This window comes from Streptomyces sp. AC627_RSS907 (genome assembly GCF_019049165.1).
This window is the reverse complement of sequence record NZ_JAGMUE010000283.1, coordinates 1-641: the sequence shown is the minus strand read 5'-3', so window position 1 is coordinate 641 and position 641 is coordinate 1. Positions and strand designations below refer to the sequence as shown.

Below are 641 nucleotides of genomic sequence, written 5' to 3'. Positions count from 1 at the left end.
TGCTGCTGACGCTGATGAACCTGCGCGGGGTCAAGGAGTCGGGCAAGCTCTTCGCGATCCCCACCTACGTCTTCGTCGCGGGCGTCTTCCTGCTGATCGCCTGGGGCGCCTTCCGCGGCCTGGTGCTCGGCGACTCCATGCACGCGCCCACCTCCGACTACGAGATCCACGCGGAGAAGACCGGCCTCGCCGGGTTCGCGCTGATCTTCCTGCTGCTGCGCGCGTTCTCCTCCGGCTGCGCGGCGCTCACCGGCGTCGAGGCCATCAGCAACGGCGTGCCCGCCTTCCGCAAGCCCAAGAGCAAGAACGCGGCCACCACGCTGCTGATGATGGGCACCCTGGCGGTCACCATGTTCTGCGGCATCATCGGCCTGGCCATGGCCACCGACGTGAAGATGGCGGAGAACCCGGCCAAGGACCTGCTGCACAACGGCGAGCCGGTCGGCGCCGCCTTCACCCAGGACCCGGTCATCTCGCAGGTCGCGGCGGCCGTCTTCGGCGACGGGTCGTTCCTGTTCGTGGTGCTCGCCGCGGCCACCGCGCTCGTGCTGTTCCTGGCCGCCAACACCGCGTACAACGGCTTCCCGCTGCTCGGCTCGATCCTGGCCCAGGACCGCTACCTGCCGCGCCAGCTCCACACC

General features: G+C 69.4%; 1 protein-coding gene. It reads left to right on the top strand.

Translation table 11 applies throughout. The annotated features are described in order from the left end of the window. A partial coding sequence (locus KUM32_RS33745; protein WP_217145731.1) for an amino acid permease occupies positions 1–641 on the top strand: 641 nt, incomplete at both ends.